Here is a 24,949-nt window from a genome sequence, read left to right as displayed (position 1 = left end):
AGCTCAGGCAAGGAGAACAACTCTTCCAGCGCGCCTGCGCGCAATGCCATGCCGTTCGCGGAACATCCGCCCAAGGCTCGCTCGGGCCCGACCTGACCCACGTCGGCAGCCGCCCGTCGCTGGCAGCCGGCGTGCTGCCCAACAATGTGGGCGCACTGGGCGGCTGGATCGCAGGCAGCCAGCGCATCAAGCCCGGCAACGCCATGCCGTCTTTCGATCAATGGCCGGGCGAGGATCTGCGCGCCGTGGCTGGCTACCTGGAAAGTCTGAAGTGACCACTGATCACGCGCCCCCCGAGCTTCCGAACCCGCACCCGCGGCCCGAGGGCGAACTCGGCCAGCTCGAGCGCGTTTGGAAGCGCCCATCCGGATGGCGGACGCTGACCGTGGTCAACAACACGTCTATCGGGCTGCTCTACATCGGCACCGCGATGCTCTTTTTCGTCCTGGCCGGTGTGCTGGCGCTGATGATGCGCACACAGCTCGCCGCGCCGGACAGCAACCTGATCGGACACGCGTTGTACAACCAGCTCTTCACCATGCATGGCACGGTGATGATGTTCCTGTTCGCGGTGCCGGCGGTTGAGGCGGTGGCGGTGCTGCTGCTTCCCAACATGCTGGGCGCGCGCGACCTGCCCTTCCCGCGCCTGTCGGCTTACGCGTATTGGGCCTACGCGATCGGCGGTCTGGTGTTCTTTTGCAGCATTTTTGTTGGCCTGGCGCCTGACGGCGGCTGGTTCATGTACCCGCCGCTCACAAGCGCGCAATACTCCCCGGCTGTGAACGCGGACCTGTGGCTGCTAGGCATAGGCTTCATAGAGATCTCGGCCATCGCGGGCGCCATCGAACTGGCCGTGGGCATCCTGCGCACGCGCGCGCCCGGCATGACGCTGGACAGGATGCCGGTGTTCGCCTGGACGATGCTGGTGTTCTGCGGCATGGTGATCATCGCGTTTCCGGCCGTGATCGTGGCCACGGCGCTGCTTGAACTGGAGCGCGCCTTCGACATGCCGTTTTTCATCGCCGGGCGGGGTGGAGATCCGCTGCTTTGGCAGCACCTGTTCTGGTTCTTCGGCCACCCCGAGGTCTACATCATTTTCCTGCCGGCGGCGGGCATGGTGTCCATGATCATCCCCGCCATGGCGGGCACACCGCTGGTCGGCTATCGGCTGGTGGTGCTGGCGGTGGTCTCGACCGGATTTCTGAGTTTCGGGCTGTGGGTGCACCACATGTTCGCTACCGGCATACCGACGCTTTCGCTCAGTTTTGCTTCGGCCGCGAGCATGGCCGTATCGGTGCCGACGGCCATACAGATATTCGCCTGGATCGCCACCATCGCCGCAGCGGTTCGGTTGCGGCCGCTCAAGCCCCCCATGTTGTTCATCCTGGGGTTTTTCTTCGTGTTCGTGATCGGCGGCCTGACCGGCGTCATGGTGGCCGTTATTCCCTTCGACCTGCAGGCGCACGACACTTACTTCGTCGTGGCCCACCTGCACTACGTTCTGTTCGGCGGGATGGTGTTTCCGCTCTTCGCGGCGTTCTACTACTGGACGCCCGTCATCAGCGCGCGGGCGCTGTCGGAGCGGTTGGGCCGCTGGGCCTTCTGGTTGATGTTCGTGGGCTTCAACGTCGCCTTCTTTCCCATGCATTTCACAGGACTCGCGGGCATGCCGCGCCGGGTCTACACCTATGCGGAGAGCCAGGGGCTGGGCCCGCTGAACATGGTGTCCACCATCGGCGCGTACCTGATCGCCGCCGGCGTCGTGGTTTTCGTGCTGGATCTGGCGCGGAATTTCCGTCCCAGCGAAAAGGCAAACGCGGGCAACGTCTGGCAAGCCGGGACGCTGGAATGGCTGCCCAGCGGCAGCTACGGCCTGCGCAGCATCCCCGAGGTGACCAGCCGCGAGCCGTTGTGGGACCAGCCCGGCCTGGCTCAAGAGGTGGCCGATGGCAGGCATTACCTGCCTGGCTCGCCGGGCGGACTGCGTTCGACGCTGGTGACTAGCGCGCTAGAGGCGCGCCCGCACTACGTGCTTGCGTTGCCCGGGCCAGCGTGGTCGCCACTGCTGGCCGCCCTGGGCACGGCGGGATTCTTTCTGCTGCTGACCTTCGAATTTCTGCTTCTGGCGGCGGCGTTCGGCGTGCTGGCGGTCGCCGCGTTGTGGCGCTGGCTGTGGGACGCGGACACCGGCCCGGATCATCCGCCCGTGGACATCGGCGGCGGGCTGCGCCTGCCAATGATGTGTTCCGGCGCCGCCTCGCACGCATCGTGGGCCATGATGCTGCTGCTCATCGTGTGCGCAAGCATTTTCGGATCGCTGATGTTCAGCTATCTGTTCCTGTGGACGACGGGCCCGGAGCTGTGGCCCGGGCGCGCAGCGCTCCCTTCGCCCGCCGCACCGCTCGCATCCGCCGCCCTGCTGTCGGGCGGTGCGGCGCTGGCGGCTGCGTGCAGCCCTGCGCTGACCCGGGACCGGCAGGCAATGCTGCGATGGAGCCTGCCCGCGGCAGCAGGCTTGCTCGCGGTGTCGGCCGGGCTGGATCTACATACCCACTGGCGCGGCGGCCTGCGGCCGCAGGCATCCGCATATGCGGCCGCCGTCTACGCGGTGGCCGGCCTGCAGGCAGTCTTTGCGGGCGTCACGGCCGTGATGGCCTTGTTCACCGCCGCCCGGTCCATGGCAGGCAGGCTGCGCCCCACCCGCCGCTCGCCCTACGACGTCACCTTGATGATGTTCCTGTACACGGCGGCGCAAGGTTTGATTGCGCTGGCGCTCCTGCACGCGTTTCCACGCTTGACGGGATAAGCCATGAAAGCGTCCTTCGGAGTGGAACTGATGTTTCTCATCGCCGGCCCGTCGATATGGCTGGCGCATTTCCTGTTCATCTACACGGTCAATGCGATCGCCTGCGCGCGAATGGTCCCGACGGCCGGATGGCTGGGCCTGCCGGCGTCGTCCTGGATCATCATTGCCGCAGGCGCGGCGGCATTGGCCGGCATGGCCCTGGCGGCGATGCGTCAGCGCGCTCGCGTATCGGCCAAGGGCGCGCCGGCTTTCCACGCGTGGCTGACGTCGGGGCTGTGCGGGCTGTCGGCTATTGCCGTCGTGTGGGAAACCCTGCCCGTGCTTTTGCTTGAAGCCTGCCGTTGAATCGCGCAGCATTCCTGGCCGGCAGCAGCGCCGCCGGCCGCATCCGAATCACCGATGCCCTTGCCCCCTCAAAACCTCCACCGCACATCCACCGATCCGGCATGCTGGCGGTTCCCGCCCCCGAACTCTCCGGCATAGCTCAGCCCCGCCGTCATGTTGCGCACGACCACCAGATCCGCGCCCAGCTCGACGCGCGCGGCGTCGCGCGCGATCGGTGCGCCCGCCACGGAGAACGACGCGCCTTGGTCGAAGGCCAGGGTCTGGGTGGGACGCAGGCTGCCGTAGGCGTGGCGCCAGCCCAGCATGCCGCGCAGGACCAGGTCGGTTTGGGCCGGGGCCCACTGGCCGCGCAGGCCGGCCAGGGTGCTGGTGGTGTCCTGGCTTTGGGCGCTGCCGGACAGGGCGGCCGAGCCGCCGGATTCGGAGAAGCCGCGCACGCGCAGGTCGCTCCAGGACAGGCCAATGAAGGGTTCGAGCGTGACGGCGGGCGTCACCGCCAGCGAGTAGCCGGCCTCGGCGAACAACTGCGTGGTGTTGCCGCTATAGCTGGCGGTCAGGTTCTGGTCCAGGCTGCCGTAGCGAACCTGGCGGCGCGTGTCGATATCGTGCCAGCTGTAGGCGGCGCCCGCCAGGACGTTGATGGCGCCTGCGCCGGCCGCGAATGACTTGCCGCCGTAGATCGTTGCGGTATAGCTCTGCGTCTTGGCGGTGGCCGAGCGCTGGTCGGGACGCAAGCGCGCATCGGTGTAGCCGAAGGCGCCGCCGACGCGCCATCCCTGCCCCACGCCGACATCGCCACCCACGACGACGCCCGTGCTGTTCTGGTCGGCGCCCGGCGCGTTGCCGTCGCCGCGCTGGCGCTGCCAGTCGCCCGTGACCTGCGCCCACAGCGGCGACGCGCCGGAACGCGGCAGCAGCGCGGCGGCAGCGGGCGCGTCGGTGGCGCCGGCCTGGGCGCTGGCGGCGCCCGGCAGCATCGGCGCCGCCAGGTTGACGCGCAGGCGAGCCAGCCCTGCCTGCGGGGCGACTGGCGCGGCGTTCATCAGACCGGACACCACGCTGGCGTGCGTGTCGCCGGAAAGCTGGTCCAGGCCTTGCTGCAACTGCCCTGCATCGTTGCTCAGCATGGCGGCGCGCCACACGTCATGGCTTTGCGGCAGGCTGTCGATGGCGGCGGCCACGGCGCGCTGGTTGGGGGTGCGCGCGGCGCTGGCGACGCTGCGCTGGTTGCGTTCGAGCGTCAAGGTTACGTCGTTGCCGTCTCCGCCGGCCGTGTTCACGGACGCATCCAGGAACAGCAACGGGTTGTTGACGGTGGCGAATCCGCCGGCGACGGCCCCGGCGCTCTGCTTGGAAATCAGGGTATAGGGGCCGGTAACGGCGCTCCAGGCCGCTGCGTCTGCGGGCGTCAGGCGCAGGTCCAGGGTCGCGCCCGTGATATCGACACCGCCCGCCACCACGACGCTGTCGTGGCTGGTGGGCGTGGCGTCGATGCGCAGCGTGCCGTGGTTGACGTAGTCGCCGGTAAAGGTCTGCGCGCCAATGGCGTCGCCACCGGGCGCGTGTACGGCGCCTGCCGCGAAGGCGGCCGATCCCAGGGTGCCGCTGCCCGCCAGCAACGCGCCCTGCGCGATTTGTACGGATCCGCCCAGCCGCGCGCCGTCGGCAAGCGTCAGCCCGCCGGCCGACACAATGGCCGTACCGGCATAGGCGCTGCTGTCCGACGCCAGCGTCAGCACGCCCGCCCCGGTCTTGTTGAGTGCGCCCGCGCCCGACACGGCACCCTGCAGGGTGAAGTCATTGGGCAAGTCGAGCGCCCCGCCCGACGCGCCCAGCGCCAGGCTGCGCGCCGTGCTCTGGAAGGCGGCGTCGGCGATGCGCAGCGTGCCGCCATTCAGTGCGAGTCCACCGCTGGCGGCGCCCAGGTTGGCGTCGCTGGACACCGACAGCACGCCGCCGGACACCGTGGTGCCGCCAGCGTACGTGTTTGCGCCATTGAGTGTCAGCGTGCCGCCCTGCGTTTTGTCGACGCCGCCCGTGCCGGAAATGACCGTGTCGATCGTGGCGGCCGCGCCGCCCAGGACACGCAGCTCGCTGCCTGCCGCGCGCGTTTCCAGCGTACCGGCGCCGTTCAGGCGATAGCCGTCGGCCACGAACTGCAGGCCCGCAAAAGATTGCGTGCCCTGCACGTCCACCGTGCCGCCGCCGGCCGTCAGAAAGACGGCGTGGTTGCCCGCCCAGGCTTCGGCAGCGCTGCCGCCGTCATTGACCCAATTGGAGCTGGCGGAGGTCCACGCCGCGTTGCCGCCCGTCCAGGTCTGCAGGAGATTGCTGCCCGCATCGCTTACGCGCAAGTCGACGTGGCCCGCCACTTCGGACACGACGCGAACGTTGGAAGAAACGAGAGACGACGGAATGGATCCGAGCTGCAGCCCCGCGACCGAGAGCGCCCCGCCATAGCTGATCAGGCGGTAGTAGCCCACTCCCGCGGCGGCGGCGCTGTCGCTCAGCGACAGCGTGCCGTTCAGCGCCACGTTGCCGTCGACCTGCAGGTGGTCGCTGGCCCCGGGCGCGGAGGCGCCCGTGCCCGGCGCGCCCAATTCGTAGTCCAGCGTCCCGCCGGCGGCCAGGGTGAAGTCGCCTGCCACGCGCAGGCTGCCCAGCGAATTGCCCGGCGCAAGAACGCCGCCGGACGCCACGGTAGTGGAACCCACGGTCCCGCTGCCGCCCAGCCGCGCGCCGGAACCGACGGTCACTGCGGAATTCGCGATGGAGCCGTTCACGACCAGCGCGCCCCCGTCGATCTGCGTGGCGCCCGAGTAGCCGCTGACGCCGGACAAGATGAACGTGCCGGTGCCCAGCTTGCGCAGGCCTCCCGTCCCGCTGACGACGCCCGAATACAGGGCGCTGCTGTTGCCGGCGCCCAGCGTCAGCGTGGCGCTGCCCAGCCGCACTTCACCCGCTCCGGTCAGCTCGCCCACCGACTGGGCGTTGCCCCCGAGATCCAGCGTGGCGCCGGCGCTGATATCCACGGGGCCGGAGCCCAGGACCTGCGACGAGCCCGTCAGCAAGGTGCCCGCCTGCACGGCGGTGCCGCCGCTATACGTGTTGGCGCCGGACAGGGTCAGCGTGCCCGCGCCTGTCTTGTTCAGGCGGCCCGGGCCGTCGAGCGCAACGCCGATGCCCACGTCGTAGCCGTTGGAATCCAGGTACAGCCCGCCCGTGTACAGTGTGACGTCGCCCGCGTTGAAGCCCTGGAAGAGGTTCGGCGCCGCGGCTGCCGCCCGCAGCACGCCGCCGTTGAAGTTGACTGCGGCTTGCTGCGTCGAGGCCTGCCTGACGACCTCCTGGGTCCAGAGGACGCCACGGCCGCCAAAGTCCGAACCGACGACCCACAGCACACCGCCGCCACTGCCGAATTCCACGCGCGGCGTGCGCGCCGTGCCTGCGCTTTGCACCACCACAGAGCCTGTCGAGCTGAGCTGGGTGCCCATCAATATCGCGCTGGTGCTGGTCCAGAGCGAATTCGCGCCGGAGACAAGCACGGACCCGTCCGCGCCGTTGCCGACGACGGTGCGCTCAGCGGTCATCTGACCGCCGTCCAGCACGCGCAAATCGCTGGAGGCGTGTCTGCCGACGTAAAGATAATTGGCCGTCCATGCCGAGTCCGCCCCCGTGACCGTGGCCGTGGCGCCGCGCATCGAACCGATGAATGCATCATGGGTGGTCAATTGCGCGGCGCTGCTCACCGTCAATGATGCGGTCGCGTTCGTCCCGACCCACATCTGCGAGGTCGGGCCGCCCAGCCGTGCCGCGGGCCCGGTCAATTCCAGGCCGCCAGACCAGACATCGAAATTGCCAGTCGCGGTGTTGGCGCCCCGCAGCCGCAACGTGCCGGCGCCATTCTTGACCAGGTAGCCGGCGCCGCTCAAGATGCCCGAATAGTCGACGGTGTCGCTTCTGTTGAACACGACCACCGCGTTGTTGGCGATGTTTCCCGATACAGACCCCGTGAGGCCGCCATCGCCGATCTGCAGGGTGCCCGCAGACACCTTCGTCCCGCCGGTATAGGCGTTGTTGCCCAGCAGCACCGTTGTCGCGCCGCTGTTGATGGCCACCGAGCCGGAACCGCTGATGGACGATGCCAGCGTGTAGATACTGCCCGCCGCCTGGTTGAAGTTGATAGTGCCGTTGTTGATCAAAGAGGGCAGGTTTTCGATCGTACCGCCGACGGTGGCGCCGCCCGTGCCGTTGCCGATGTTTAGCGTGCCGTTCTCGTTGATGATGAATGATCCGCCGCCGGCAAAGTTGGCTGTGCCCTGGCCCAGGTTGAGCACGCCGGCGCCGCCGCCCGTGCCGCCGCCCAGCACCAGCCGCGCGCCCGAGCCGATCGACACGGTGGAGTTGCTGTCGACGGTCAGGGTGCCATTGCCGCCCCGCCCGCCCGCTCCCGAATTTGCGCCCGTGTACGAGCCGCTGTTCCCGCCGTCCGCCCCGCCGATCAGGAGCGTGTCGGCAACGGAAAGCCCTGCGCCGGACAGTATCAGGTAACCGTCCCCGCCGCGCCCGCCGTCAGCATCCAAGGCTCCGCCTCCGCCACCCCCGCCGATCAGCAGCGAGCGATTCACGGTCAAGGGCGAATTCATGACGGTCAGATAGCCTGTCGAACCATCGCCGCCGGCAACGTTTTTTTCCAGCGCCCCCGCCACCGCCGCCAATGCCGACATAGTCATAGGCGGGCGGGAAACCAACGACTGCCGCTGAAGCGGCCCATGCCCCCTGGCCGGCCGTGCCGGAAAATGGCGCGCCGTCGGCGCCGACAATCGTGCCGCCGTCACCGCCCGCCCCGCCATTGCCCTGGCCGCCGCCTGCGCCTAACGCCCCGCCACCGCTGCCGCCGCCTCCCGCCGGGCCGGGGCCTCCACCGGCGCCGCCGCCGCCGCCCAACCCCGCCTGGCCCGCTGCCGTGCCGGACGCGCCGCCTGCTCCCCCATCGGCTCCATAGCTGGTGCCACCGCCGCCGCCGCTGGTGCTGACGCTGCCGTCGCCGCCGCGCGCCAAACCGCCGCCGGCCCCAGCACCGTAGCCCGCCCCGCCTCCGCCTCCGCCGCCGCCAATGCCGCCGCCTCCGCCGCTGCCCGCGGCATAAGTGCCGGACGAAACACCCCCGTCGCCTCCGACGCCTACAAGCAGATTGGCTGCCAGGGCGGGACTTCCCGCCAGTGGCAGGCAGGTCGCGGCGGCAATGGCCAGAGACAGCGGGCGCAGTTTCAGGGTGTGTTTCGGCTGGCGATCAGGCATGCAAGAGTCCAAATGAAGACTATTAGATGCGTGTGAGTAACCGTTACCGAAACAAAGTTCCATACGTGGCAGAACGTTTTTTCGATGTAGGTCCATCCCACGTCTCTCCCCTAAAATCCGGGATTGCCTGCCCCCCGCTCGCCGACATGCCGCTTTCGCCCGAACCCTATTCCCCCCGCCGCATCGCCCACATCGCCACCTGGCGCGACGGCGCGCAAGCGACCAAGGTCTACGGCATCCATCGCGATCCGGACCACGCCGGCCCCATCCTCTGCGACACCGCCATGGCATCGGCGCGCGCCGCGGTGCAAGCGGTCCTGGCCGAGCATGCCGGCGGCGAGCGCAGCCATGGGCTGGGCTTCTGCATCGCGCACGTGGGCGAGGAAGCCGTGTGGCTGCTGGTGGACTGGTGGATGTCGGGGGGCATCGTGTGCCAGCGCATGCTGTCGGCGCCGCTGGCGCAGCCGGACCACTTTTCGCCCGTCAGCGCGCCGGCGCTGGCCTGCGTCTGGGAACTGACGGTCATCGCGCACGAGCGCGACGCGTGGGTGCGGCACATGCTTGCCGACGAACCCAATGCGCGCGGCTATCTTGAAGACGTGCTACCCGCGGGCCTTTACTGACGCTGCAGCGCGCCGCAGCGGCCAGCCCGGGCGTGCCGTCGCCTACACTGGCCGCATTCCATCGACCCGCTACGCGCTCATGCCCAACCCATCGGAACAGACCGGCCGGCCCGCCGCCGGCGCATTGCTGGATGTGTCCCTGCTGCGCCGCCTGCTGCGCGCCAGGGACCGCATGGACGCCGCGTCGCACGAGGCTTGGCCGGTCAGCCGCCTTGCCGAGGTGAGCGGCGTGTCGCCCGCGTATTTCGCGCGGTCGTTCAAGCGGGCATTCGGTATGCCGCCGCACCGCTATCTGCTGACGCGCCGCATCGAGCGGGCCGCGGCCCTGCTGCGCGAAACCGACCTGAGTATCACGGACATCGCGTACGCGACGGGCTGGGAAAGCCTGGGCACCTTCGGGCGCGTTTTCCATGATGTCACTGGCCGCAGCCCAGGCGCCCTGCGCGCGGAATCGCGCGCGGAGCCCGAGTCCACCGCAGGCATCCCCGCCTGCTTGCTGAAGGCGGCGCAGCGGCCCGATCTGGCCATGGCAGTTTTGGAGAAGCGCCGGCGGATCGGCAAAGCTACAGTGCGCCCACAGACCAAGGAGGAGTCATGAACGAAGGTATCAATGTCGCAGGCGTGTATGTGGACGACCAGGACGAAGCGCTGGCGTTTTACGTGGACAAGCTGGGATTTCGCGTGCACACGGACGTGCGCAACGGGCCGTACCGCTGGCTCACGGTGCAGCATCCGGACCAGCCGTCGTTTCAGCTCGGGCTGCTCAAGCCCGGCCCGCCGGTGCACGACGAGGCCACGGCGCAGACACTGCGCGCCATGCTGGCCAAGGGCGCGATGCCGCCGCTGGTGCTGGCGGTGGCCGACTGCCGCGCCAGTCATGCGCGGCTGAAGGCCCTGGGCGTGGAGTTCACCCAGGAGCCCACAGAGCGCTACGGCAGCGTCGACGCAGGTTTCCGTGACCCGGCAGGCAATGGCTGGAAGATGATCCAGGCGCCGAAGGCCGCGGCCTGAACCAAGGGCCGCGGCCCGCCCCGGGGACATGGCAGGGCTGCCAGACTTCCCGGGTTCGAAAGCCCGCCCTACTCCACCTTCGCGCCCGACTTCTTCACGACCTCCGCCCAGCGCGGGATTTCCGTGGCCATCAGGTCGCGCAGCTGCTCGGGCGTGCTGCCCACCAGCTCCATGCCCATGGTCTTGCCCAGCTTTTCCTGCACGTCGGGCTCTTTCAGGATCAGGGCGATTTCGGCGGCCAGCTTGTCCAGGATGGGCTTGGGCGTGCCCTTGGGGGCATACACGGCCTGCCAGGACGCCATCTGGAAGCCCGGCACGCCCGCTTCCTGCATCGTGGGCGCCTCGGGTGCGAGCGCGATGCGGTCCTTGGTGGTCACGGCCAGCAGTTTGAGCTTGCCGGTCTGCAGCAGCGGCAGCGCAGCGGTCATCTGATCGAACATGAATGTCACGGCGCCGGAGGACACGTCCACCATGGCGGGCGGCGTGCCCTTGTAGGGCACGTGCGTGAGCGGCACGCCGATCATGCCGGCGAATAATTCGCCCGCCAGGTGCGTGGACGTGCCTGCGCCCGACGACGCGAACGTGCGCTTGGAGGGATCGCGCTTGAGCAGCGCGATCAGGTCAGCCACCGAGTTCACGCCCAGGTTAGGGTCCACCAGCAGGACGTTGGGCAGGAAGGCGATCAGCGACACCGGCTCGAAGTCCTTGACCGGGTCGTACTTCAGGTTCTTGTACAGGCTGGCGTTGATGGCGTGCGTGCTGATCGTGCCGCCGAACAGCGTGTAGCCGTCGGGCGGAGCCTTGGCCACGTAGGTGGCGCCAATGCCGCCCGCAGCGCCGGGCTTGTTTTCGACGATGACGCTCTGGTGCAGGCGGTCGCCCAGCTTCTGGGCGAGCACCCGGCCCACCACGTCGGTCGAGCCGCCCACGGTGAACGGCACCACATAGGAAATCGGCTTCTGCGCCGGCCAGTCGGCGGCGGCGGCGGGCAAGGCCAGCGCGCCGAAGACGGCGCCGGCCAGTAGCGCGGCCAGCGCGCCGCGTCGTTGCGTGTTCATGGTTGTCTCCTGCCTGTTATCGGTCTGGTTGGATTGCCGGCCGCGCCGGCCGCAAGGCTCAGCGGCCCTGTTCTTTGCGCCAGGCGGCGAACTTGTCCTTGGTAGCGGGATCCGTGGGCGGGTACAGGCCCAGGATGGATGCGCCGCCCTGCACCTGGCTGGTCACGAAGTCCTCGAAGGCGGTCATTTCCACGGCTTCGATGGCGATCTCGTCGGCCAGGTGCGCCGGAATCACCACCACGCCCTCGCGGTCGCCCACGACGATGTCTCCGGGCCACACCGCAACGTCGCCGCAGCCGATGGGCGCATTGATGTCCAGCGCCTGGTGCAGCGTCAGGTTGGTGGGTGCGGACGGACGCTGGTGATAGGCGGGAAAACCCAGCTCGGCGATCTCGGGCGAATCGCGAAAACCGCCGTCCGTCACCACGCCCGCCACGCCGCGCTTCATCAGGCGCGTGACCAGGATGGAGCCGGCCGACGCCGCACGGGCGTCCTTGCGGCTGTCCATGACCAGCACCGCACCTTCCGGGCAGGTCTCGACGGCGACGCGCTGCGGATGCGAGCGGTCTTCAAACACCTTGATGGTGTTCAAGTCTTCGCGGGCGGGGATGTAGCGCAGGGTGAAGGCGGGACCGACCATGTTGGGCAGGCTGGCGTTCAGCGGGCGCACGTCCTGGATGAACTGGTTGCGCAGCCCGCGCTTGAACAAGGCGGTGCACAAGGTGGCGGTGCTGATGCCGGCCAGCCGGGCGCGGGTTTCGGGATTCATTTGGGACACGATGGCTCCGGGTATGGGGATAGACGGGCTGATCAGGAAAGGCGGATTCAGAAGATGGCGGGCTCGGGCACGGGCGCGCCGAATTCCGTTTCCAGGAAGTCGAAGTCGCAGCCGTCGTTGGCCTGCAGGATGTGCTTGGAATACATCCAGCCATAGCCGCGCTCGTAGCGCCTGGGCGGCGGCGTCCAGGCGGCGCGGCGCGCGGCCAGTTCTTCGTCGCTGACGTTCAGGTGGATGCTGCGCGCGGGCACGTCCACGGTGATCAGGTCGCCCGTCTTCACCAATGCCAGCGGGCCGCCGATGTAGCTTTCCGGCGCCACATGCAGGATGCAGGCGCCGTAGCTGGTGCCGCTCATGCGGGCGTCGGACAGGCGCAGCATGTCGCGCACGCCCTGCTTCACCAGTTTGGTCGGGATGGGCAGCATGCCCCACTCCGGCATGCCCGGGCCGCCCTGCGGGCCGGCGTTGCGCAGGATCATGATGTGGTCGGCGGTGACGTCCAGGTTCTCGTCCTCGACCGCGGCCTTCATGCTGGGATAGTCATCGAACACCAGGGCCGGCCCCGTGTGCCGCAGATACTGCGGCGCGCAGGCGCTGGGCTTGATCACGCAGCCGTCGGGCGCGATATTGCCGCGCAGCACGGCCAGCGCGCCTTCGTCGTAGATTGCGGTGTCCAGCTTGCGGATGACATCGTCGTTGTAGACCTCGGCGCCGGCGATGTTTTCGCCCAGCGTCTTGCCGGTGACCGTCATGGCCGAAAGGTCCAGGTGGCCCTCAAGCCGGGACATCAGCGCCGGCAGGCCGCCGGCGTAATAGAAATCTTCCATCAGGTAGGTATCGCCGCTGGGCCGGATGTTGGCGATGACCGGCACCTTGCGGCTGGCGGCGTCGAAATCGTCCAGCCCGACTGCGCAGCCGGCGCGGCGCGACATGGCGACCAAGTGCACGATGGCGTTGGTGGAACAGCCCATGGCCATAGCGACGTTGATCGCGTTCTTGAACGACGCCAGGCTGAGGATGCGCTGCGGCGTCAGGTCGTCCCAGACCATGTCCACCACGCGCCGGCCGCATTCGGCCGACATGCGCATGTGGTTGACGTCGGCCGCGGGAATGGACGAGGCGCCCGGCAGGGTCATGCCGATGGCTTCGGCAATGGCCGTCATGGTGCTGGCGGTGCCCATCGTCATGCAGGTGCCGTAGCTGCGGGCGATGCCGCCTTCCACTTCCGTCCATTGCTCTTGCGTGATCTTGCCGGCGCGGCGCTCGTCCCAGAGCTTCCACGCATCCGAGCCGGATCCCAGGACCTTGCCCTTCCAGTTGCCGCGCAGCATGGGGCCGGCGGGCACGTAGACGCACGGCAGGCCGGCGCTGATGGCGCCCATGATGAGACCGGGGGTGGTCTTGTCGCAGCCGCCCATGAGCACGGCGCCATCCACCGGGTGGCTGCGCAGCAGTTCTTCGGTTTCCATGGCCAGGAAGTTGCGGTACAGCATGGTGGTCGGTTTGACGAAGGATTCCGACACCGAGATAGCCGGCAGTTCCACGGGAAAGCCTCCCGCCTGGAATACGCCGCGCTTGACGTCTTCGACCCGCTGCTTGAAATGGCTGTGACAGGGATTGAGGTCCGACCAGGTGTTGATGATGGCGATGACGGGGCGCCCGGCCCAGTCGTCCGGGCCGTAGCCCATTTGCATCATGCGGGAACGGTGGCCGAAGGAGCGCAGGTCGTCCTTGGCCATCCAGGCGGCGCTGCGCAGGCTTTCGTAGGAACGTGTCATGGGAATTGTCAGGTGTAGCGGAGTGACGGTCGGGCCATTTAAACACTAATACATTAGTGCGTCAGCTAGGTAAAAACCCGCTACACTGCGGCTTTCGCCCCTTGCCTGCGCACTGCCTGCGCCACCCGATGCAAAGCCCCAAGCTCCGACTGGACCGATCCCGCCACGCGGCGCCCCAGGTTTTTGAACACCTGCGGCTGCAGATCGTCTCGCTCGAACTCGCGCCCGGCGCGCCGCTGTCCCGCGTCATCCTGGCTGAAACCTACGGCCTGAGCCAGACCCCCATCCGTGATGCGCTGATGCGCCTGGCCGAAGAGGCCCTGGTCGAGATCTACCCGCAGCACACCACCGTCGTCAGCCGCATCGACATCGCCGCAGCCCGCCAGGCGCATTTCTTGCGCCGCTCGCTGGAACTGGAGATCGTGCATGTGCTGGCGCAGCGGCCCGATCCGCTGCTGATCCACCGCCTGCAGGCCAGCATCGAGCTGCAGCGGGCCAGCCACCTCAGTGGCGAATACCAGCGGTTTATCGACGCCGACCAGGCCTTCCACCGCGACATGCACGAAGCCGCCGGCGTCGCCAGCCTGTGGGAAATGGCCCAGCGCTACAGCGGCCACCTGGACCGGCTGCGCCGCCTGCATCTGCCGGAAGCCGGCAAGGCCGAACGCATCCTGGACGACCACCAGCGCCTGCTGGACGCGATCGCGGCCAGCGACCCGGCGCGGGCGCAGCAGGCGCTGCGCGAGCATCTGTCGGGCACCCTCAGCCAGGTCAGCGAAATCTGCAAGCGCTACCCCGAATACGTGGTGGCCGACTGAAGCTCGCGCGCGGTTCCGTCAGCGTGAACAGGCCCTGCCCGCGTTTTGCCCCGGTTCAGTCCAGCAGATAGCGCCGAATCACGGTCTTGCCGCCGCGCTCGCCCAGCGACAGCAGCGCGTCGCCCGTCTGGTCCAGGCCCAGCAGCCCGCTTTCCTGGTCGTGCGACAGCTGGAACGGGTTCCATGTCCTGCCTTCGTCGCGCGAATAAAAATACGTGGTGGTGTACGTGTTGCCCGAGAACATGTGGTCCGCATAGGTCTTGATGACCCAGGCATTGGGGCCGAACCAGGCCTGTGCAATCCACGACCGCGCGCCCCGCACAGTGGGCGATTCCGAGCGCCTGATCCATTCCATCGCCGCCTTGTCCAGTTCGTAGATGGCGTTGCCGGCCGTCTCGAACACGGGCTGGTCGCGCGCCAGCAATGCGCGGGTATCCTGCACCGGTACGGGCGGCACGTCCGGCGTAATGCGGAAGGCGGGCGACGCGCCTTCCTGGAACTGCACCTCGAAACGCCGGGTCTCGATCACCTCGGCTTTTTCCGTCCCCTGGGGCCGGACGCGAGTGCGCCAGCTCCAGCCCACGGCCCGCCGTTCGTCCAGCGGATACAGGGACCAGCCGTAGCCCAGTTGCTCCTCGCCGTAGACGCTGCGGTCCCGCTCCGCCGACACGGCGAATCCGCGCTCGAACGCCGCCGAATCCGGCCAGACCTGTTCCTTGAGCAGCGTCGCCGCCCAGCGCCGGCCGCCGTCGCAGCTGTGCAGGAGGCGCATTCCGGTTTCATGCTTTTCCAGCGCGACCGCAAGCTGCTGCGTGAGAAACGCCGTGTGCTGCTGCGGCGGGCCCAGCGTCACGTCCGGGTCGTAGGTCCAGGTGGTTCCAAGGTCGTCGGAGCGCAGCGTATCCCAGGCGGCAGGCTGGTCGTCGTCGCCCGCCTGGCGCAACGTGCTGGTGACCAGATAAAGGGTTTCGCCCTCGGGCGTGCCGATCACGGTGACGCCGGTGTCGCCGCTGATGGATCCGAGCAGTTCGAACACGCCGGTGCCCCGGCCCCCATAAATGAGATTACGCGTGTCGGTGGTGGACCGGCCGGTCTGCAGCATCGTCAGGGCCAGATCGTCGTGGCCCTGCCCCAGCGCCGTCACGGCGCCCGTCTGCGCCAGGCGCAGCCGCTGCATCTGCAGGCGTTTTTTCAGGGCCGGAACCTGCGTGTCCAGCACCGGCGCCCGGGCCAGCCCTTCAATGTCCTTGGACGTCACCAGCAATTGGCCGGTCAGTAGCTGGCGTTCACCGTAGCGCTGGATGGCCACCCGGGAATACGAGGCGAGCGCCGGGCCGATGAGTTCGCCCACGACCTCGCTGCGCGCAAGGGGCTCGCCCATCGGAATGATCTGGTAGATCCCATAGCCGAGCACGCCGGCGGCGGCAATCGCAAGGCCTCCGGCCAGCAGTCTGATGGTCATGGGTCGTGTGGCATCCCAGGCGTGAACGCCAGCACCCGCGCCAGCCGTTTAAGGAACGGACGGAACTATAGCGCGTTGCGCCCGGTTCTCTATACTGGCGTAACGCATGCTCACGTCTTGCAAGACGCCCACCCTCAAGCCGCAACCGCACGGAATCGCCCATGACCGCAAGGCACGCAACCGCCCTACTCGCCCTGGCCCTGATAGCCGCGGCGGGCGGGAGCCCTTTGGCCCAGGTCGCCTCGCAGGGCGGCCCGAACTGGCTGCCGGTGGATCCCCAGGCCATGCCCGGCGTGTTCTACGACGAACATTCGATCCAGCCCGTATCCGAACGCCCGCCGGTCATGGGGGTCACGGTGGCGTGGTTTTATGCGCAACCCCGGGTGTCGGAAGCCAACGGCCAACCCTATGGCTCCGTCACCCAACCGGTCACGCTGAACTGCAGCGCCGATACCTATACGGTCACCGAGGTCCGCCACCATGCCGGCAACAACGCCACCGGCGCGATCGTGGAATCGCTGCCGGTAGCGGGCATACGAAATGCGCCCGTCACCCGCGATCCGGTGCAGCGCAGGCTGCGCGACCTGATCTGCCCGGCCGACGGAAAAAGCGCGCGCAAATAGGCCGGGCTTTCCCCGCCAGTCGCGGCGCAGCGCCACGCCGCGCGCGATCGGCAGGAATCCCTTCTTGCCGCCTACACCTGCGCCAGGGCCTGTTCCAGATCGGCGATGAGGTCGTCGATGTGCTCGATGCCGATAGACAGACGCACGGTCTCTTCGCGCACGCCGGCCTTCTGCAGTTCTTCGGGATTGAGCTGGCGGTGCGTGGTGGACGCGGGGTGCGTCGCCAGCGACTTCGAATCGCCGATGTTGACCAGGCGGGTGAAGAGTTGCAGCGCATCCTGGAAGCGCGCGCCGGCATCGCGGCCGCCCTTCACGCCAAACGTGAACAGGCCGGGAACCTTGCCGCCCAGGTACTTCTTGGCCAGCGCGTGGTCCGGATGGTTCGGCAGGCCGGCGTAGTTGACCCACTCCACCTTCGGATGCTCGCGCAGGTAGCCGGCAATCTTGACCGCGTTCTCGACGATGCGCTCCACGCGCAGGGCCAGGGTTTCGATGCCCTGCAGGATCTGGAATGCGTTAAACGGCGAGATGGCCGCGCCGGTATTGCGCAGCGGCACCACACGGGCGCGGCCGATGTAGGCGGCCGCGCCGAAGGCTTCGGTATAGACCACGCCGTGGTAGCTGACGTCCGGTTCATTCAGGCGCTTGAAGCGGGCCTTGTGCTCGGCCCACGGGAACTTGCCCGAGTCGATGATGGCGCCGCCCAGGCTGGTGCCGTGGCCGCCCAGGTACTTGGTCAGCGACTGCACCACGATGTCGGCGCCGTGCTCGATGGGGCGCAGCAGGTACGGCGACGGCACGGTGTTGTCCACGATCAGCGGCAGGCCATGGCGATGCGCCAGTTCCGCCAGCGCTGCGATGTCAGTGATGTTGCCCAGCGGATTGCCGACCGATTCCGCGAAGATGGCCTTGGTGCGGTCGTCGATCTGCGCTTCGAAGGCGGCCAGGTCGGCAGGGTCGGCGAAGCGCGTAGTAATGCCGTACTGCGGCAGCGTGTGGGCGAACAGGTTGTAGGTGCCGCCGTACAGCGTGCTGGACGAGATGATGTTGTCGCCGGCTTCGGCGATGGTCAGGATGGCGTAGGTTACGGCGGACTGGCCCGAGGCCAGCGCCAGCGCGGCGATCCCGCCTTCCAGGGCCGCCACGCGCTGCTCCAGCACGTCGGTCGTGGGATTCATGATGCGGGTGTAGATGTTGCCCGCGACCTTCAGGTCGAAGAGGTCCGCGCCGTGTTGCGTGTCGTCGAAGGCGTATGCCACCGTCTGGTAGATGGGCACCGCAACCGCGCGCGTGGTCGGGTCGGGGCGGTAGCCGCCATGAACGGCCACGGTTTCCAGGCGCCAGTTGGGCTTCTTCGGTTCAGTCATGAGTCTCTCCAGGTGATGCTATTTTTCAAGGGTTCAGATCAGGCGGCAAACGCGCGCGCGGCGCGCAGTATGCGTTCAATATCTGCATGGTTGTTATAGGCGCCGACCGACAGGCGCACGTAACCATACTCCACAATGCTGGCCACCACGCCCGCGTTGGCCAGATGCGCCAGCGCGGCGGCCGGATCGGCGACGCGCAGCGCCGTCGTTGTGCTGCGCGCTTCATCACCCGGCGGCGACACGACCTGCGCGCCCAGCGCGCGCAGCCCGTCGCCCAGCGCCTGCGACAGCTCCAGCACCCATGGCTCGATGCGCTCGGGCCGGGCCTGTTCGATCAGGTCCAGCGCCCCCGCCCAGCCGGCGATGCCGGGATAGTTGAGATTGCCGGTTTCCAGCCGGCGCGCGTCGCCCGCGTCGGACACGCCCACCTGCCATTGCAGGCCGGACTTGTCCAGCGTGGTCACGCCCGACGGGCCGATGTGCAGCGGATCCAGCGCATCCAGCAGCCTGGGCGACACATGCAGCATGCCCACGCCCAGGGGCCCCAGCATGCCCTTGTGCGCGCCGCAGGCAAACGCATCGACATGCCATTCGTCTACCCTCGCGCGCAGCAAGCCGGCGCCCTGGATACCGTCGACCACCAGCCAGATTCCGCGCTCGGCGCAGCGGCGGCCCAGCTCCTGGATGTCGGTGCGCAAGCCCGTGCCGTATTGCACCCACGACACGGCGACCAGGCGGGTGCGCGCATCCACGTGCTGCCACAGGTCGTCCACGGTGTAGCGGTGCGCACGCGCCTGGGCCACGCGCACCTGCACGCCGCGGCGCCGCAGGTTCAGCCAGGGCAAGGCATTGGTGGGATGCTCCTGGTCATCGACGACCAGATTGTCGCCCTCCCTCCAGGCCAGACCCTGGGCCACGGTGTTCAGGCCTTCAGTGGTGTTCTTGGTGAAGGCCAGCCGGCGCGCGTCGCCGCCGATCAGCCGGGCCAGCCGCTGGCGCAGTGCGTCGGCATCGCGCAACCATAGCGGCTTGTCGCTGCGGGCATGGGTGATGCCGTCAAAGAAATCCGCGACCGCGCCGGCCACCCTGGGCGACAGCGGACTGGTGTACGCAATGTTGGCGTACGCCTTGTCCTGCGTGATGGGAAACAACTGCCTGAATTCGTCCTGCCAGCTCATGCGCAACCTTGTTCGTCAGACCACCTTGGTATGCGGGAATTCTAGGTATATGACGCGCATCTGGATAAGGCTTAGTTTTTATATTGATATGACCATATAGTCGCTCGGGAATCGGCGCCTGCCCCATAGAATTCGTGCCTCTTATGGCCCACAACGAATACGGGAACAGCATGCGTCTGACTCATCTACTCAAAGCCGCGGCCGTCGCCGCCGCGCTGGCGGCAGCCGGCGTTTCGCAGGCGGGCACCGTCGACACCATCAAGAAGCGCGGGGAACTGGTGTGCGGCGTCAGCCAGGGCTCGGCCGGCCTGTCGATCGCCGACAAGCAGGGCCGCTGGACCGGACTGGACGCAGACCTGTGCCGCGCGCTGGCCGCCGCCGTGCTGGGCGATCCCGAGAAGACGCGCTTCGTTCCGCTCAGTTCGCAGCAGCGCTTCCCCGCCCTGCAGTCCGGCGAGATCGACGTGCTCAACCGCAACACCACCATCACCTCGGGCCGCGACGCCGGACTGGGAATCGTGTCCGCGGGCATCGTGTTCTACGACGGCCAGGGATTCCTGGTGCCGCGCAAGCTGGGCGTGAAAAGCGCCACCGAACTCGACGGCGCGCAGGTTTGCGTGCAGCCAGGCACCGTCAACGAGCAGAACCTGGTCGACTACTTCAAGAAGAACAAGCTGACCTACCGCCCGGTCGTGATCGAAAACCTGGTGGAGCTGGAACAGGCCTTCTACGCGGGACGCTGCGATGTCTATCTGTCGGACGCGTCCACGCTGGCCGCAAGCCGCGCCGCGCGCGCCAGCCAGCCTGACGACTTCGTGATCCTGCCGGAGCGGATCAACAAGTCGCCGCTGGGCCCCTTCGTGCGCCAGGACGATCCCAACTGGGCGTCGATCGTGCGCTGGACCGTCAATGCGCTGGTCGCCGCCGAGGAACTGGGCATCACGTCCAAGAACGCCGACAGCCAGGCGCAGAGCGCCGACGCTCAGGTGCGTCGCCTGCTGGGCGTGGACGCCGGCATCGGCAAGAGCTTCGGCCTGGACGAGAGCTGGGCGAAGAACGCCATCAAGGCCGTGGGCAACTATGGAGAAGTCTGGGATCGCAACCTGGGCGCAGCCACCCCGTTGAAGTTGGAGCGAGGCCTGAACGCGCAATGGAACCAGGGCGGCTTGTTGTATTCGCCGCCGTTCCAGTGACCCGCTTGCGTTGAACGCTTTCGGGCGGGCCATCGGCCCGCCTTTTCCATTTCCTGTCCATCATGACGGCAACCGCTTTTCCCCTCCCTATCGCCGGCCTTTGGCGGCGCTGGCTGCCCGCGCTGGCCTGGACGCTCGTCCTGGGCGGCATGGCCGCGATGCTGGTGCTGCACATCGAAGGCGTGCAGGCCGCACGCGGCATCCAGGGCGGCTTCGGCTTTCTGTTCCAGCCGGCGGGCTTTCGCATCTCGGAAAGCCTGCTGAACGTCGCACCCGAAGATCCGTACTGGATGTCGATCGCGGCGGGCTTGGTCAACACGCTCACCGTCGCGATTGTCGCGATCCCGCTGGCGACCGCGCTGGGCATCGCCCTGGGCCTTGTGGGCTTGTCGTCCCACCGGCTGGCCGCGCGCTGCGCGGCCATCATCATCGCACCGCTGCGCAACACGCCCGTGCTGCTGCAGCTCTTTGTCTGGTATGGCCTCCTGCTGCGCCTGCCCGACATGCGCCAGGCCTGGTCGCCGCTGCCGTCCGTGCTGCTGTCGAACCGGGGACTGGCGCTGCCCGCGCTGCACGGCTGGCTGCCGTATGCCGTCGTGGCGCTGGCAGTCCTGGCGTTGGGCTGGCGCGCCCGCCGACGCTGGGGCAACGGCGCGCTGGCGGCGTCGCTGGTCGTAGCCGCGCTGGCCTGGCCGCTGCTGCCCGCGGTTCAGGTCGACCTGCCCGTGCGGCGCGGCCTGGGCCTGCAGGGAGGCTGGCAGCCCAGCATCGAGTTCGCCGCGCTGACCATCGGCCTGGTGGTCTTTCACGCGGCGTACATCGCCGACATCGTCCGCGCCGCCGTGCGCGCCGTGCCGGTGGGCCTGGTCGAAGCCGGCCAAGCCATGGGCCTGACGCCCTGGAAAGTGCTGCGGCTTGTCATCGCGCCCTACGCCATGCGCGTCGCGCTGCCGCCGTATGCGAATCAGTGCCTGGCGCTGGTCAAGAACAGCACGCTGGCCATCGCCATCGGCTACCAGGAACTGATGGCCGTCATCAACACCGCGATCACCCAGACCGGACTCGCGCTCGAAGGCATCGCGCTGGCGGTCGCCGTCTACCTGACGCTGGCGCTATGCCTGGGCGGCGGACTGTCGGCCTGGAATGCGCGCCACAGCCGGCACGGCCCCGGCGACACGCACGGCGCGCGCCTGGGCGAGCGTCCGCTTTGGAACGCGGCCGGCAGCAAGGCCCGTCCATGGCGCGGCAGGCTGGCGTCGGCCGTACTGGCCGTGGCGCTGGCCGTTGCCGCGTGGACGCTGCTGGACTGGGCTGTGCTTCGCGCCGTCTGGCAAGGCGATCCGTCCGCCTGCGCGAACGCGGCAGGCGCGTGCTGGGCCGCGGTGGGAGAAAACCTGCCGCTGCTGTTCTTTGGCACGATGGCCGAGCCGGACCGGGGACCCGCGCTGGTTGCCTGCGCGGCGCTGCTGGCGGCCATCGCCGTGACGTTGGCTGCGCGGCGCGCGCCGCCCCGGATGCGCGCGGCCCTGCTGGCCGCCTTGCTGGCGGTCGCGGCCGGTGCGCTGACCGGTTTCCCCTGGGGCGGCGCCTTGATCGGCCCGCAGCGCTGGGGCGGACTGCTGGTCACGCTGATCCTGGCCATCGCCGCGCTGGCCGCCGCCGTGCCGCTCGCCTTCGCGCTGGCGCTGCTGCGCCGCTCGGGCAACCGCGCCGGGTCGCTGGCCGCCGCCGGCCTGATCGAGGCCGTTCGAGGCGTGCCCCTGGTCACGCAGCTATTGTTCGCGTCCTTTGTGCTGCCCATGCTGCTGGGCGGCGGGGTGTCGAAGTTCAGCATGGCGCTGGCCGCGCTGACGCTGCACACCGCCTGCCTGCTGGCTGAAGTGCTGCGCGGCGCGCTGCAGGCCATTCCGCCCGGGCAGATGATGGCGGCGCGCGCACTGGGCATGCGCCCCGCCCTGGCCTATGCCTGCGTGATCTGGCCGCAGGCCCGCCGCATCGCCGCGCCCGCTGCGCTGGGCGTGTTCGTAGGCGCGGTGAAGGATACGTCGCTGGTCAGCATCATCGGCGTGTTCGACGTGCTGGGCGCAGCCAAGGCCGTGGTGGCCGGCACCGCGTGGCGCCCCTACCATGTGGAGGTCTATCTAGCCGTAGCGTTGCTGTACCTGGCGGCAAGCCTGGCCCTGTCGAGGGTGGCGCGCCGGATGGAGGGACGCGCCGGCCTGCGGTAGAGGTTAAGGGACGCCCACACCGCTGCCCGCACCGCTCATCTTCTGCAGCCACGCGGGCCGGGGCGAAGCGTCCAGCCAGTTCTTGACGATCAGGCCCAGTTCCGTGTCGCCTGAAATGCGCAAGCGGCGCTGGAAGAACAAGGTGTCGGCGTCGGTTTCGGCGCGCATCAGCGCCAGGAAATCGGCCAGCTTTGCGCCCAGTTCCAGTTCAGCGCCGCCGCCTCCCGCGCGGTCCCATTGCGGCCGGAAGGCGCCGTTGCGCACCACGAAACTGCTGCGCAGCCCCAGGTCTTCGACGGTGATGGCGAAGCTGCGGCCTTCAAGTTCGGCGGGCGGTTCCAGCCACTTGAGCCGGCGCGCCACTTCCAGCCCCGCCACGAAGTGCAGCGATACGAACGGCCCGGGCACACGCCGGCCCAGCCGGGCGATCAACGAGGGAATATTCAGCGCGGCGCTCATGCGATGGCCTCCTGCAGCGCGATGCCCGCCTTCCCGTAGTAGTAGCCGTTGCAGCGGCCTATGCCGGCCGGCGGCAAAACGGCGTCAGGTCTGCCGCCGCGCCGCGTGACGTCCAGCGCGGCGATCGCTTCCAGCGTGCCCGTCGACTGCGGGCTGATGCGCAAGACTTCGACACCCATGCCGGCCAGTTCGTGCGCTTCGGCCAGCAGGTCCAGACAGGCGGCCGACTGCACCTGGACGCCGTTGATGCCCAGAAACTCGCGCGATTCGCGGGTGCGCATGTCCAGCCCGTCCGGGTGCTCGATGCAGCGGAAACCGCAGTCGTCCTTCTTCAAGCGGAAATGCCGCGCCGTGAAGCAACGCGCCGAAAACGCCAGCGCCATCCTGCCCCACACCATGACCTCGGCCTGCAGCCCGGCCGGCCGCTCGCGCACCAGGCGGGCAAGCGTGGCGCCGTCCATTTCAAGCGGCGCGACGAAGCGCGTGGCGCCTCGGCCGGCCAACCACTCCAGCGTGCCGCCGTGGTAGGCGTTCAGGTGCGGGCCGGCCACGAAGGCGCGGCCGTTCAGCAGCCGCACCGCCCCCAGCTCGCCGGCTTCGACCATGAAGTCTTCCTGGGCACAGAGCTTCTTGAGCGCGCTGGCCTCGACGCCTGTCTCGATCAGGGTGCGGCCCGACAGCACGACGGTCTTGCCGGTGGCGCGCAGGTCGCGGGCAAGTTCGAGCCAATCGTCCGCGCGCAGCTCGTGCCGTCGGCTGCAGACGGTTTCGCCCACGTAGATGATGTCCGCCGGACTCTCGGCCAGGGCGGCGTAGAACTCCATCGTGCGCTGGCGCGGCCAGTAATACAGCAAGGGACCAACTGAAATCTGGAAGGGAATCGGAGTCATTTCCATGGACGCTCGAAAGCGCCTTGAGTCACTTGGGAACCCTCGGCATGGCGCGCCAGCATGGCGTTCCATTCGGGGCGTGGAGAATAGCGCGCGGCATCCGCGTGCACACTGTCCAGCGCGGCGCGCAAGGTGGACACCACCTGGGTGACGTAGGCCGGGCTACGCTGGCGTCCTTCAATCTTGATGGCCGACACGCCCATTTCCGCCAGGCGCGGCAACAGGCCGATGGCGTTCAGGCTGGTGGGTTCTTCCAGCGCGTGGTCGGCCTGCCCGTCTACATCGAAGCGGCCCTTGCACAGCGTGGGATAGGCGGCGGGTTCGCCGGGTTCATAGCGGTCGATGAGGATGCCGGACAGCCGCGCCTCCATGCGGCCGTTCTCTTCCTCCCAGCGCACGGCGTGCGCGGGCGAACAGACACCCTTGTTGTTGGGGGAGTCGCCAGTGGCGTACGAGGACAGCAGGCAGCGGCCTTCGGCCATGACGCAGAGACTGCCGAAGCCGAACACTTCGACTTCGACGCTGACGGTGGCGCAGATGCGGGCGATTTCGGCCAGCGTGAGCACGCGCGGCAGGACCACGCGCCGGATGCCGAATTGTTCCTTCATCAGTTCGATAGCGTCGGCATGCGTGGTGGAACCCTGCACGGACAGGTGCAGGCGCAAATCGGGGTAGCGGTCGCTGGCGTAGGCCAGCAGGCCAGGGTCGGCCATGATGACGGCATCGGCGCCCAGGTCGTGGGCGGCGTCGACGGCCGCCTTCCATTCATGCATCCGGCCCGCCTGCACGAAGGTGTTGATGGCGAACAGCACCTGCCGGTTGCGGCGGTGCGCAAGCTCGACGCCGGCGCGGATGTCTGCTTCTGTGAAGTTCAGCCCGGCGAAATTGCGGGCGTTCGTGGCATTCTTGAGCCCGAGATAAACGGTGTCGGCGCCCGCTTCTATCGCTGCTTTCAGCGCGGCAAGGCTGCCGGCCGGGGCCACGAGTTCCATGGGGGAGATTCGATTTTCCATGTCGGCCAGTCTAGGGGC

General features: G+C 68.3%; 20 protein-coding genes. 10 read left to right on the top strand and 10 right to left on the bottom strand.

Translation table 11 applies throughout. The annotated features are described in order from the left end of the window. From KYC_RS29040 to KYC_RS28440, 3 genes are all read left to right on the top strand, one after another. Positions 1-275: c-type cytochrome (locus KYC_RS29040; RefSeq protein ID WP_008166196.1), on the top strand; the 275-nt coding region annotated here is incomplete at its 5' end. After that, complete coding sequence (locus tag KYC_RS21195; RefSeq protein ID WP_008166194.1) at positions 272-2,806, top strand: cbb3-type cytochrome c oxidase subunit I; 2,535 nt, start codon at positions 272-274, stop codon at positions 2,804-2,806. The genes KYC_RS29040 and KYC_RS21195, both read left to right, overlap by 4 nt. A gap of 3 nt (positions 2,807-2,809) precedes the next feature. Beyond that, the gene (locus KYC_RS28440; protein WP_008166193.1) at positions 2,810-3,151 is read left to right on the top strand and encodes a hypothetical protein; all 342 of its coding nucleotides are present in this window, start codon (positions 2,810-2,812) and stop codon (positions 3,149-3,151) included. A 68-nt stretch (positions 3,152-3,219) separates the two neighbouring features. Here KYC_RS28440 and KYC_RS21185 read toward each other — a convergent pair whose 3' ends face one another. Further along, positions 3,220-7,878 carry an autotransporter domain-containing protein gene (locus tag KYC_RS21185; protein ID WP_050814921.1) on the bottom strand — a complete coding sequence of 1,553 codons (4,659 nt, stop codon included), beginning with the start codon at positions 7,876-7,878 and terminating at the stop codon, positions 3,220-3,222. A gap of 720 nt (positions 7,879-8,598) precedes the next feature. Here KYC_RS21185 and KYC_RS21175 point away from each other — a divergent pair. The 3 genes from KYC_RS21175 to KYC_RS21165 all read left to right on the top strand — a co-directional run bounded on the left by KYC_RS21175 (position 8,599) and on the right by KYC_RS21165 (position 10,086). Further along, a complete protein-coding gene (locus tag KYC_RS21175; RefSeq protein ID WP_008166188.1) occupies positions 8,599-9,075 on the top strand; it encodes a hypothetical protein in 477 nt (158 codons plus the stop codon). A 79-nt stretch (positions 9,076-9,154) separates the two neighbouring features. Then, positions 9,155-9,673, top strand: a complete 519-nt coding sequence (locus tag KYC_RS21170) for a helix-turn-helix transcriptional regulator (RefSeq protein WP_008166186.1) — start codon at positions 9,155-9,157, stop codon at positions 9,671-9,673. Continuing rightward, positions 9,670-10,086 carry a VOC family protein gene (locus KYC_RS21165; protein WP_008166184.1) on the top strand — a complete coding sequence of 139 codons (417 nt, stop codon included), beginning with the start codon at positions 9,670-9,672 and terminating at the stop codon, positions 10,084-10,086. The genes KYC_RS21170 and KYC_RS21165 overlap by 4 nt, the downstream gene beginning before the upstream one ends. Positions 10,087-10,154: 68 nt before the next feature. Here the strand turns inward: KYC_RS21165 and KYC_RS21160 are convergent, their stop codons facing one another. Genes KYC_RS21160 through araD form a run of 3 tightly spaced genes read right to left on the bottom strand, consistent with a single transcriptional unit; the run spans position 10,155 to position 13,700 of the window. Beyond that, on the bottom strand, positions 10,155-11,144 hold the full coding sequence (locus tag KYC_RS21160; protein WP_008166181.1) for a Bug family tripartite tricarboxylate transporter substrate binding protein: 990 nt from the start codon (positions 11,142-11,144) through the stop codon (positions 10,155-10,157). Positions 11,145-11,202: 58 nt separating this feature from the next. Then, positions 11,203-11,913, bottom strand: coding sequence for a ribonuclease activity regulator RraA (locus KYC_RS21155; RefSeq protein ID WP_008166179.1), 711 nt, complete (start codon positions 11,911-11,913; stop codon positions 11,203-11,205). 56 nt (positions 11,914-11,969) lie between these two features. Then, the gene (gene araD, locus KYC_RS21150; protein WP_008166177.1) at positions 11,970-13,700 is read right to left on the bottom strand and encodes an L-arabinonate dehydratase; all 1,731 of its coding nucleotides are present in this window, start codon (positions 13,698-13,700) and stop codon (positions 11,970-11,972) included. A 128-nt stretch (positions 13,701-13,828) separates the two neighbouring features. On the opposite strand from araD, the gene KYC_RS21145 reads away from it, so the two are divergent. After that, complete coding sequence (locus KYC_RS21145; RefSeq protein WP_008166175.1) at positions 13,829-14,518, top strand: GntR family transcriptional regulator; 690 nt, start codon at positions 13,829-13,831, stop codon at positions 14,516-14,518. Between the two features lie 55 nt (positions 14,519-14,573). Here KYC_RS21145 and KYC_RS21140 read toward each other — a convergent pair whose 3' ends face one another. Next, positions 14,574-15,980: a hypothetical protein gene (locus KYC_RS21140; RefSeq protein WP_008166174.1), complete on the bottom strand. Its 1,407-nt coding sequence runs from the start codon at positions 15,978-15,980 to the stop codon at positions 14,574-14,576. Positions 15,981-16,141: 161 nt separating this feature from the next. Here KYC_RS21140 and KYC_RS21135 point away from each other — a divergent pair, with 161 nt between their 5' ends. Further along, positions 16,142-16,603 (top strand): surface-adhesin E family protein, encoded by a 462-nt coding sequence (locus KYC_RS21135; RefSeq protein ID WP_043519039.1) that lies wholly within the window; start codon positions 16,142-16,144, stop codon positions 16,601-16,603. A gap of 71 nt (positions 16,604-16,674) precedes the next feature. On the opposite strand, the gene KYC_RS21130 is transcribed toward KYC_RS21135, so the two are convergent. Further along, a complete protein-coding gene (locus KYC_RS21130) occupies positions 16,675-17,970 on the bottom strand; it encodes an O-acetylhomoserine aminocarboxypropyltransferase/cysteine synthase family protein (RefSeq protein ID WP_008166169.1) in 1,296 nt (431 codons plus the stop codon). A 38-nt stretch (positions 17,971-18,008) separates the two neighbouring features. Then, a complete protein-coding gene (locus KYC_RS21125; RefSeq protein ID WP_008166167.1) occupies positions 18,009-19,148 on the bottom strand; it encodes an aminotransferase class V-fold PLP-dependent enzyme in 1,140 nt (379 codons plus the stop codon). A gap of 170 nt (positions 19,149-19,318) precedes the next feature. Between KYC_RS21125 and KYC_RS21120 the strand changes: the two genes are divergently transcribed. Both KYC_RS21120 and KYC_RS21115 read left to right on the top strand, forming a co-directional pair. After that, a complete protein-coding gene (locus KYC_RS21120) occupies positions 19,319-20,341 on the top strand; it encodes an amino acid ABC transporter substrate-binding protein (RefSeq protein ID WP_043519045.1) in 1,023 nt (340 codons plus the stop codon). Between the two features lie 62 nt (positions 20,342-20,403). After that, positions 20,404-22,569: an ABC transporter permease subunit gene (locus KYC_RS21115; protein WP_008166164.1), complete on the top strand. Its 2,166-nt coding sequence runs from the start codon at positions 20,404-20,406 to the stop codon at positions 22,567-22,569. A gap of 3 nt (positions 22,570-22,572) precedes the next feature. On the opposite strand, the gene ubiT is transcribed toward KYC_RS21115, so the two are convergent. The 3 genes from ubiT to ubiU are packed head-to-tail and all read right to left on the bottom strand — an operon-like array spanning position 22,573 to position 24,931. Further along, on the bottom strand, positions 22,573-23,028 hold the full coding sequence (gene ubiT / locus KYC_RS21110) for a ubiquinone anaerobic biosynthesis accessory factor UbiT (protein ID WP_008166162.1): 456 nt from the start codon (positions 23,026-23,028) through the stop codon (positions 22,573-22,575). Beyond that, positions 23,025-23,918 (bottom strand): U32 family peptidase, encoded by an 894-nt coding sequence (locus tag KYC_RS21105; RefSeq protein ID WP_081478083.1) that lies wholly within the window; start codon positions 23,916-23,918, stop codon positions 23,025-23,027. Before KYC_RS21105 ends, ubiT begins: the two co-directional genes overlap by 4 nt. Next, the gene (gene ubiU, locus KYC_RS21100; protein ID WP_043519038.1) at positions 23,915-24,931 is read right to left on the bottom strand and encodes a ubiquinone anaerobic biosynthesis protein UbiU; all 1,017 of its coding nucleotides are present in this window, start codon (positions 24,929-24,931) and stop codon (positions 23,915-23,917) included. The genes KYC_RS21105 and ubiU overlap by 4 nt, the downstream gene beginning before the upstream one ends. Positions 24,932-24,949 lie beyond the last annotated feature (18 nt).

The sequence above is a fragment of the Achromobacter arsenitoxydans SY8 genome (assembly GCF_000236785.1).
Taxonomy (GTDB): domain Bacteria; phylum Pseudomonadota; class Gammaproteobacteria; order Burkholderiales; family Burkholderiaceae_B; genus Achromobacter; species Achromobacter arsenitoxydans.
This window is presented reverse-complemented; position numbering and strand designations above follow the sequence as displayed.

Excerpts from the sequence above, each read along its gene's own strand:
- KYC_RS28440 (WP_008166193.1), top strand. The coding sequence starts at position 2,810 with ATGAAAGCGTCCTTCGGAGTGGAACTGATGTTTCTCATCGCCGGCCCG.
- KYC_RS21185 (WP_050814921.1), bottom strand. The coding sequence starts at position 7,878 with ATGTCGGCATTGGCGGCGGTGGCGGGGGCGCTGGAAAAAAACGTTGCC.
- KYC_RS21175 (WP_008166188.1), top strand. The coding sequence starts at position 8,599 with ATGCCGCTTTCGCCCGAACCCTATTCCCCCCGCCGCATCGCCCACATC.
- KYC_RS21170 (WP_008166186.1), top strand. The coding sequence starts at position 9,155 with ATGCCCAACCCATCGGAACAGACCGGCCGGCCCGCCGCCGGCGCATTG.
- KYC_RS21165 (WP_008166184.1), top strand. The coding sequence starts at position 9,670 with ATGAACGAAGGTATCAATGTCGCAGGCGTGTATGTGGACGACCAGGAC.
- KYC_RS21160 (WP_008166181.1), bottom strand. The coding sequence starts at position 11,144 with ATGAACACGCAACGACGCGGCGCGCTGGCCGCGCTACTGGCCGGCGCC.
- KYC_RS21155 (WP_008166179.1), bottom strand. The coding sequence starts at position 11,913 with ATGAATCCCGAAACCCGCGCCCGGCTGGCCGGCATCAGCACCGCCACC.
- araD (WP_008166177.1), bottom strand. The coding sequence starts at position 13,700 with ATGACACGTTCCTACGAAAGCCTGCGCAGCGCCGCCTGGATGGCCAAG.
- KYC_RS21145 (WP_008166175.1), top strand. The coding sequence starts at position 13,829 with ATGCAAAGCCCCAAGCTCCGACTGGACCGATCCCGCCACGCGGCGCCC.
- KYC_RS21140 (WP_008166174.1), bottom strand. The coding sequence starts at position 15,980 with ATGACCATCAGACTGCTGGCCGGAGGCCTTGCGATTGCCGCCGCCGGC.
- KYC_RS21135 (WP_043519039.1), top strand. The coding sequence starts at position 16,142 with ATGACCGCAAGGCACGCAACCGCCCTACTCGCCCTGGCCCTGATAGCC.
- KYC_RS21130 (WP_008166169.1), bottom strand. The coding sequence starts at position 17,970 with ATGACTGAACCGAAGAAGCCCAACTGGCGCCTGGAAACCGTGGCCGTT.
- KYC_RS21125 (WP_008166167.1), bottom strand. The coding sequence starts at position 19,148 with ATGAGCTGGCAGGACGAATTCAGGCAGTTGTTTCCCATCACGCAGGAC.
- KYC_RS21120 (WP_043519045.1), top strand. The coding sequence starts at position 19,319 with ATGCGTCTGACTCATCTACTCAAAGCCGCGGCCGTCGCCGCCGCGCTG.
- KYC_RS21115 (WP_008166164.1), top strand. The coding sequence starts at position 20,404 with ATGACGGCAACCGCTTTTCCCCTCCCTATCGCCGGCCTTTGGCGGCGC.
- ubiT (WP_008166162.1), bottom strand. The coding sequence starts at position 23,028 with ATGAGCGCCGCGCTGAATATTCCCTCGTTGATCGCCCGGCTGGGCCGG.
- KYC_RS21105 (WP_081478083.1), bottom strand. The coding sequence starts at position 23,918 with ATGACTCCGATTCCCTTCCAGATTTCAGTTGGTCCCTTGCTGTATTAC.
- ubiU (WP_043519038.1), bottom strand. The coding sequence starts at position 24,931 with ATGGAAAATCGAATCTCCCCCATGGAACTCGTGGCCCCGGCCGGCAGC.